Source organism: Microbacterium esteraromaticum (genome assembly GCF_900163815.1).
GTDB classification, from domain to species: Bacteria; Actinomycetota; Actinomycetes; order Actinomycetales; family Microbacteriaceae; genus Microbacterium; species Microbacterium esteraromaticum_B.
This window is the reverse complement of sequence record NZ_FUKO01000020.1, coordinates 160,651-167,830: the sequence shown is the minus strand read 5'-3', so window position 1 is coordinate 167,830 and position 7,180 is coordinate 160,651. Positions and strand designations below refer to the sequence as shown.

Here is a 7,180-nt window from a genome sequence, read left to right as displayed (position 1 = left end):
TGCAGGGGGGACCCTGTGGGAGAGTAGGACACCGCCGAACTTCTCTTAAACAAAAGAGCCACCCATTGTTGGTGGCTCTTTTGCGTTAACGCGCTTGTGATTTGACTTCCCTCGGGCCCGGGCTATGGTCAGGGTTATAGCCCGCCAGCCGAAAGAAGGGGAAGCGAGTCAGATGTCTGGAAAGACTCCGCAGTCAAGGTCAGCCAAGAAAGAGCCGAAGCTCTCATTGAAGGAAAAGCGCGCTGAGAAGCGCGCCAAGCAGGAGCCGGAGACGTTCATCAAGACTCGCAAGGGCGCGAGTTCCTGACCCAGAACGTTTCCACCCCTCCTCGGGCGTCGTGGTTTCCGCATCAGCGGCTTCCGCGACGCCCTGTTCTGTTGGGGGTCGGCAGCACGTGCTCAGCGTCGGCGGTCGTACCCGAGCCGGCTCTCCAGCATCCGGGCAGCGTCGCGCACGGCGTCGATCGGTTCGCGTGTTGATGCCGCGCTCTCCCAGGTGATCGCGACGGCCGCCACTGGCCAGCCGGTGTGGTCGCAGACCGCCGCCGCTACCGAGCGGAACCCCGCTGTGACCTCGCCATCCTCGGTGGCGATGGCGGTGGCGCGAACGGTTTGCAGAAGCCGGCGCAGTTCCGAGGGGCGATCCGGTCCGCGACCGGTGCGGTCGGTGAACGCACCAGCGTCCGGATACAGGGCGCGCACCTGGTTTCGAGGCAGTGCCGCGAGCATCGCGCGTCCGGTCGCGGTGAGATGAGAGGGGAGCCGGACCCCGACGTCGGAGATCAGCGCTGGTCGCCGCGCAGCGCGCTCCTCGACGATGTACAGCACGTCGCGCCCGCTCATCACCGCCAGATGGGCGTTCTCGCCTACCCGGTCCGCGAGCGCGGCGATCAGCGGGCGCCCCAGTCGTGCCAGAGGCTCTTGCCTGGTGTACCCGCCGGCGAGTTCGAATGCGCTGGTGCCCAGTGCCCATCGACGCTCCTGCGGCAGATGCACGACGAAGCCGTGAGTCTCGAGGGTCGAGAGCAGATGGTACGTCGTCGACCGCGGTATTGCGAGGTCTCTGGCGATGGCCGAGGCAGCGACGGGCGAAGGCCGACCGGCGAGGTGGCGCAGAATGCGCAGGGTCTGGTCCGCGGCGGGGACCTGGGGCCGGCTGTGTTCGGCATCCGTCATGTCTGGGATCACAGACACAGTCTGGCAGGATCCGTCCCGTTCGACGTTACGAAAGTGTGGAATCGGACTATGCAGCAATCTTCTTCCGTTGTGATCGGTGCGGCGCCGCTCAGCCCCGCCGAAGTCGTCGCCGTCGCTCGTGCCGGGGCTTCCGTCGAGATCACCCCCGCCGCGCGCGACCGCGTGGCCGCCGCCCGCGCCGTCATCGAAGGACTCGCGGCCGACCCGAACCCGCACTACGGCGTCTCGACCGGCTTCGGCGCCCTCGCGACGACGTTCATCGCACCCGAGCGGCGCCGTCAGCTGCAGGCCAGCCTCATCCGGTCGCACGCGGCAGGCACCGGTGCGGAAGTGGAGACCGAGGTGGTGCGGGCGCTGCAGCTGCTGCGGTTGCAGACACTCGCCTCCGGCCATACGGGCGTCCGCCCGATCGTCGTCGAGACCTACGTCGCCATGCTCAATGCTGGCATCACGCCGGTGGTCCGCGAGTACGGCTCGCTGGGCTGCTCGGGAGACCTCGCCCCCCTCGCGCACATCGCGCTCGCGGCCATGGGCGAAGGCGAGGTGCGCGTGTGGCATCCGGCAGCGGACGCCATCGCGTCACCGGAAGCATCCTCGACGGGCGAGCAGGCCGGCCACCTGTGTACCGCAGCGGATGCGCTGCGGGCAGCATCCATCGAACCGCTGGTTCTGGAGGAGAAAGAGGGGCTGGCGCTCATCAATGGCACCGACGGGATGCTGGGAATGCTCGTGCTCGCTCTGCACGACCTGGAGAACCTCGTCACCACCGCGGACATCTCCGCCGCCATGTCGATCGAATCGCAGCTCGGCACGGATGCCGTCTTCGCCGCCGATCTCATGACCCTGCGTCCGCAGCACGGGCAGGCAGCGTCTGCGGCGAATCTGCGCGCCATTCTCGGCGCATCGCCCATGGTGGCGAGCCACAAGGGCCCCGACGATGGGCGGGTACAGGACGCCTATTCGCTGCGCTGCTCACCGCAGGTGCACGGCGCGGTACGAGACACGATGGCGCATGCAACGACCATCGCCGAGCGCGAGCTCTCGTCGGTCGTCGACAACCCGGTCATCACCTCGGATGGTCGCATCCAGTCCAACGGCAACTTCCATGGTGCGCCTGTCGCGGCTGTGCTCGACTTCCTCGCGATCTCTGTCGCGGATCTGGCATCCGTCGCCGAGCGCCGCACTGACCGCGCGCTCGACCCGGCTCGCAATCATGGGCTGCCGCCCTTCCTGGCACATGAGGTCGGAGTCGACTCCGGCCTGATGATCGCTCAGTATGCTGCTGCGGGAATCGTCTCCGAACTCAAGCGTCTCGCGGTGCCGGCATCCGTCGATTCCATTCCCTCTTCCGCCATGCAGGAAGACCATGTGTCGATGGGGTGGGCGGGGGCGCGGAAGCTGCGCCGAGCGATCGACGGGCTCACCCGTGTGCTGGCCATCGAGATCATCACCGGAGCGCGAGCTCTCGACCTGCGCGCACCGCTGCAGGCGGGGCCGGCCACCGGCGCCGTCCGCGACCTGGTGCGCACTGTCGCCGCCGGGCCTGGACCCGACCACTTCCTCTCACCCGACATGGAGGCAGTCACCGAGCTCGTGCGCTCGGGGGCTGTCGTACGCACTGCGAAGGAGCACGCCGATGTCTGAGCCCACCCTCCACGATCCGAATCGAAAGATCCGCGCCGCCCGTGGCAATCAGCGCACCGCGAAGAGCTGGGGTGCCGAGGCCGCCAAGCGGATGCTGATGAACAATCTCGACCCCGAGGTGGCCGAGCACCCGGAAGACCTCGTCGTCTACGGCGGCACCGGCAAGGCGGCGCGCAGCTGGGAGGCCTACGACGCGATCGTGCGCACCCTCGATGAGCTGGAGCCGGATGAGACGCTGCTGGTGCAGTCGGGCAAGCCCGTGGGAGTGTTCCGCACCCACGAGTGGGCACCGCGAGTGCTCATCGCGAACTCGAACCTCGTCGGTGACTGGGCGACCTGGCCGGAGTTCCGCCGGCTGGAGGCACTCGGGCTCATGATGTACGGGCAGATGACCGCTGGCTCATGGATCTACATCGGCACCCAGGGCATCCTCCAGGGCACCTACGAGACCTTCGCCGCCGTCGCCCGGTCACTCGGTCGAGAGTCGCTGAAGGGCACACTGACCCTCACCGGCGGTGCGGGCGGCATGGGCGGCGCGCAGCCGCTCGCCGTGACCCTGAACGAGGGAGCGGTGCTCATCGTCGATGTCGACGAGTCGCGGCTGGCGCGTCGCGTCGATCACGGCTATCTCGACGAGTACACCGCTGACCTCGATGCCGCGATCGACCGCGTCGTCGCTGCGAAGCAGAACGGCGAAGCGCTCTCGGTGGGTGTGGTCGGAAACGCCGCCGAGGTCTTCCCCGAGCTGCTGCGGCGAGGCGTGCCGATCGATATCGTCACCGACCAGACCAGCGCGCACGACCCGCTCGCGTACCTGCCGGTCGGCGTCAGTGTCGACGAGTGGAAAGCGGAAGCCGCCCGTGACCCGGAAGGCTTCACGGAGCGCTCGCGCGAGTCGATGGCCGCGCACGTCTCGGCGATGGTGGCCTTTCAAGACGGCGGAGCCGCAGTATTCGACTATGGCAATTCGATCCGTGCCGAGGCGAAGCTGGGTGGGTGCGACCGCGCGTTCGAGTTCCCCGGCTTCGTGCCGGCCTACATCCGCCCGCAGTTCGAAGAGGGCCGCGGGCCCTTCCGCTGGGCTGCGCTCTCCGGCGACCCGGAAGACATCTACGCCACAGACCGCGCCATTGCCGAACTTTTCCCCGAGGACAAGGCGCTGCATCGCTGGCTGGAGAAGGCCGGCGAGTCCGTGCACTTCGAAGGGCTGCCGGCGCGCATCTGCTGGCTCGGATACCAGGAGCGCCATCTCGCCGGGCTCAAGTTCAACGAGATGGTGGCCTCGGGCGAGCTGAAGGCGCCGATCGTCATCGGCCGCGATCACCTCGACGCCGGATCCGTAGCCTCTCCGTATCGTGAGACCGAGGCGATGCGGGACGGCTCGGATGCCATTGCCGACTGGCCGCTGCTGAACGCACTGCTGAACACCGCATCAGGTGCGTCGTGGGTCTCGCTGCACCACGGCGGTGGCGTGGGTATCGGCCGCAGCATCCATGCCGGCCAGGTCACCGTCGCCGACGGGTCGGAACTGGCCGCGCAGAAGCTCGAGCGGGTGCTGACGAACGACCCCGGAACGGGCGTGATGCGGCATGTGGATGCCGGTTACGAACACGCGCAGGATGTCGCCCGTGAGCGCGGGCTGAACATACCTATGCTCTGAATCACTCGGCACCACTGAAGCACTCGGCACCGCTGGGCGAAGGAGAAGCGATGCGGACACTGATCACCAACATCGGCGAGCTGACCACGAACGACCCGGCCGTCGGCGAAGACGCGTGCGGCACCCTGCACGATGCGGCCGTGCTCATCGACCACGGCCGCATCGAGTGGGTGGGACCGGCAGATGAGGTTCCCGCTGATGCGGAGGGCTTCGAAGAGGTGAATGCCCACGGGGGCGCTGTCCTCCCTGGATTCGTTGACAGTCACAGCCACATCGTCTTCGGCGGTGACCGGGCGGCCGAGTTCGAAGCGCGGATGGCCGGCCAGAAGTATGCCGCTGGCGGCATCCGATCGACGGTCGCCGCCACGCGTGCCGCGACCGACGAGGAACTGCGTGCGCGCCTCAGCGGGTTCATCGACGAGATGGCTGCGCAGGGCACCACGACCGTCGAGATCAAGAGCGGGTACGGGCTCGACGTCGAGACGGAGGCGCGACTGCTGCGGCTCGCGGCCGAAGTCACCGAGGAGGTCACCTACCTCGGTGCGCACGTGGTGCCCGCCGAGTTCGCCGACCGATCCGACGCCTACGTCGATCTCGTCGTCGGCGAGATGCTCGAGGCGTGCGCCCCGCACGCGAAGTGGATCGACGTGTTCTGCGAAAGGGGTGCATTCACGGTGGCGCAATCGCGTCGCGTGCTCGAAGCAGGCATCGCGCGGGGGCTCCACCCGCGAGTGCACGCCAGCCAGCTCGGCCCGGGGGAGGGCGTGCAGCTCGCCGTCGAGCTCGGCGCGGCATCCGTCGATCACGGCACCTACGTGACCGATGACGACATCGCCGCGCTCGCCGCCAGCGACACCGTGCTGACGCTTCTGCCCGGCGTCGAGTTCTCGACCCGGCAGCCGTATCCGGATGCCCGCCGGCTGATCGACGCCGGCGTCACCGTCGCCATCGCCTGCGACACCAATCCCGGATCGAGCTTCACCTCGTCGATGCCGTTCTGCATCGCCGTCGCGGTGCGCGAAATGGGCATGACTACGGCCGAGGCCGTATGGGCGGCGACCGCGGGGGGAGCCGCGGCGCTGCGACGCGAGGATATCGGTGTCATCGCCCCCGGCAAGCGGGCCGATCTCGTGCTGCTCGGTGCTGCTACGCGCGTGCACCTCGCGTACCGCCCGGGCGTTCCTCTTGTCAGGCATGTCTGGAAGGATGGTGTGCTCACGCACTGAGCACCAACCGGCCCCATCGTCGCCGTCGACGGGTAGCGTGAGGGCATGGCTCGAATTCTCATCGTCGGCGGCCACGGCAAGGTCGCCCTTCTGCTCTCCCCGATCCTCGCCGCGCGCGGCGACGACGTCACCGCTGTCATCCGCAGTGAAGATCATGCCGACGAGGTGCGCGCGTCAGGGGCTGCTCCCGCCGTCTTCGACGTGGAGCACGAGAGCCGCGACGCATTCGCTCAGCTGATCGCCGGCCACGATGCGGTCGTGTGGTCCGCCGGTGCGGGAGGCGGAAGCGCAGAGCGCACCGCGGCCGTCGACCGTGACGCCGCGATCCGGTCGATGGATGCCGCAGCCGACGCCGGTGTGCACCGCTACATCATGGTGTCGTACTTCGGCGCCTCGCCGAACCACGGCGTCGACCCGTCGAATTCTTTCTTCGCCTATGCAGAGGCCAAGGCGGCAGCCGACGAGCACCTGCGGGCATCATCGCTGGAATGGACGGTGCTGGGGCCGAGCAGCCTCACCCTCGACGAAGCGACCGGTCGCATCGACACAACCGCCACCGAGTCGACTGCGGCGTCGCGCGCGAACGTCGCCCAGGTCATCGCGCAGGCGCTCGCAGACTCGTCGACGATCGGCCGAACCATCACGTTCAACGACGGATCGACGCCGATCGCCGAGGCTGTTCGCGCCTGACCGGCTGTGTAGCCATCTCCGCTGCAGTCGTCCACACTGCCAGGTTGCTGCGCGCGGTCACGATCGCGAGGACGAAGAACCCGGTGAACAGCATCGCTGCACCGGCCAGCATCGCCCACAGACCCATGCCCGACAGCCCGAACTCCACGACCATCCATCCGAGCAGCACGATTCCCACCCAGCCGATGCTGAGCTTCGACCGGAACAGCGCCACCGCCAACAGGATCGTCCCGAGAGACAGCGACACCAGCGCGAGCATCGCGAGGGCGTTCGCGCCCCAGGCATCTGCTGCACCCTGACCTGCAGCGCGTCCGAGCATGAGGCCCGCGGACGCCGCGTGCGCGAACGCGCTGAGCAGCAGCAGCCCCGCGGCGAGGGGCGCGAGGATCGGGGTGCGGGTGCGCAGCAGATGCCCGAGGCCGACGGCAGCGATGCCGAGAGCGACCTGAGCGCACCAGAACGCCAGTGCCGACAGCGTAGCGGCGTCCGGGGCGGTGCCGATGCCTGCGGTCACCGCGAAGATCGTGGCGGCCAGCGGATATGCCCCGAGGCTCACCACGGTCAGCATTCGATAAAAACGAGCCATGTTCGACATGTGCCGATCCGCTCCGAAACCGGGGCGGACGATCCGCCGCGGTTTCAGCGACGCTACGGATGTCTGTCCTCGCTGGCATCGGTCCAGGGGTGCGGCCGACCCAACACCAGGTGGACACCCATAGCCCACGGTCGATGCATGGATAGCCTGCAGGATGACGGCGCTGTG

6 protein-coding genes are annotated in these 7,180 nt (G+C 68.1%); 4 read left to right on the top strand and 2 right to left on the bottom strand.

Annotated elements, in window-relative coordinates:
- Positions 1–399 precede the first annotated feature (399 nt).
- Positions 400–1,176, bottom strand: a complete 777-nt coding sequence (locus tag FM104_RS09120) for an IclR family transcriptional regulator (RefSeq protein WP_087131590.1) — start codon at positions 1,174–1,176, stop codon at positions 400–402.
- A gap of 69 nt (positions 1,177–1,245) precedes the next feature.
- On the opposite strand from FM104_RS09120, the gene hutH reads away from it, so the two are divergent.
- Genes hutH through FM104_RS09100 form a run of 4 tightly spaced genes read left to right on the top strand, consistent with a single transcriptional unit; the run spans position 1,246 to position 6,417 of the window.
- The gene (hutH, locus tag FM104_RS09115; RefSeq protein WP_087131587.1) at positions 1,246–2,841 is read left to right on the top strand and encodes a histidine ammonia-lyase; all 1,596 of its coding nucleotides are present in this window, start codon (positions 1,246–1,248) and stop codon (positions 2,839–2,841) included.
- A complete protein-coding gene (gene hutU, locus FM104_RS09110) occupies positions 2,834–4,501 on the top strand; it encodes a urocanate hydratase (RefSeq protein ID WP_087131584.1) in 1,668 nt (555 codons plus the stop codon). Before hutH ends, hutU begins: the two co-directional genes overlap by 8 nt.
- A 50-nt stretch (positions 4,502–4,551) precedes the next feature.
- The gene (gene hutI / locus FM104_RS09105) at positions 4,552–5,727 is read left to right on the top strand and encodes an imidazolonepropionase (RefSeq protein WP_087131582.1); all 1,176 of its coding nucleotides are present in this window, start codon (positions 4,552–4,554) and stop codon (positions 5,725–5,727) included.
- Positions 5,728–5,772: 45 nt separating this feature from the next.
- The gene (locus FM104_RS09100; protein ID WP_087131579.1) at positions 5,773–6,417 is read left to right on the top strand and encodes an SDR family oxidoreductase; all 645 of its coding nucleotides are present in this window, start codon (positions 5,773–5,775) and stop codon (positions 6,415–6,417) included.
- On the opposite strand, the gene FM104_RS09095 is transcribed toward FM104_RS09100, so the two are convergent.
- A complete protein-coding gene (locus tag FM104_RS09095; RefSeq protein WP_143738308.1) occupies positions 6,374–7,012 on the bottom strand; it encodes a hypothetical protein in 639 nt (212 codons plus the stop codon). The genes FM104_RS09100 and FM104_RS09095 overlap by 44 nt on opposite strands.
- Positions 7,013–7,180 lie beyond the last annotated feature (168 nt).

Excerpts from the sequence above, each read along its gene's own strand:
- hutU (WP_087131584.1), top strand. The coding sequence starts at position 2,834 with ATGTCTGAGCCCACCCTCCACGATCCGAATCGAAAGATCCGCGCCGCC.
- hutI (WP_087131582.1), top strand. The coding sequence starts at position 4,552 with ATGCGGACACTGATCACCAACATCGGCGAGCTGACCACGAACGACCCG.
- hutH (WP_087131587.1), top strand. The coding sequence starts at position 1,246 with ATGCAGCAATCTTCTTCCGTTGTGATCGGTGCGGCGCCGCTCAGCCCC.
- FM104_RS09120 (WP_087131590.1), bottom strand. The coding sequence starts at position 1,176 with ATGACGGATGCCGAACACAGCCGGCCCCAGGTCCCCGCCGCGGACCAG.
- FM104_RS09095 (WP_143738308.1), bottom strand. The coding sequence starts at position 7,012 with ATGTCGAACATGGCTCGTTTTTATCGAATGCTGACCGTGGTGAGCCTC.
- FM104_RS09100 (WP_087131579.1), top strand. The coding sequence starts at position 5,773 with ATGGCTCGAATTCTCATCGTCGGCGGCCACGGCAAGGTCGCCCTTCTG.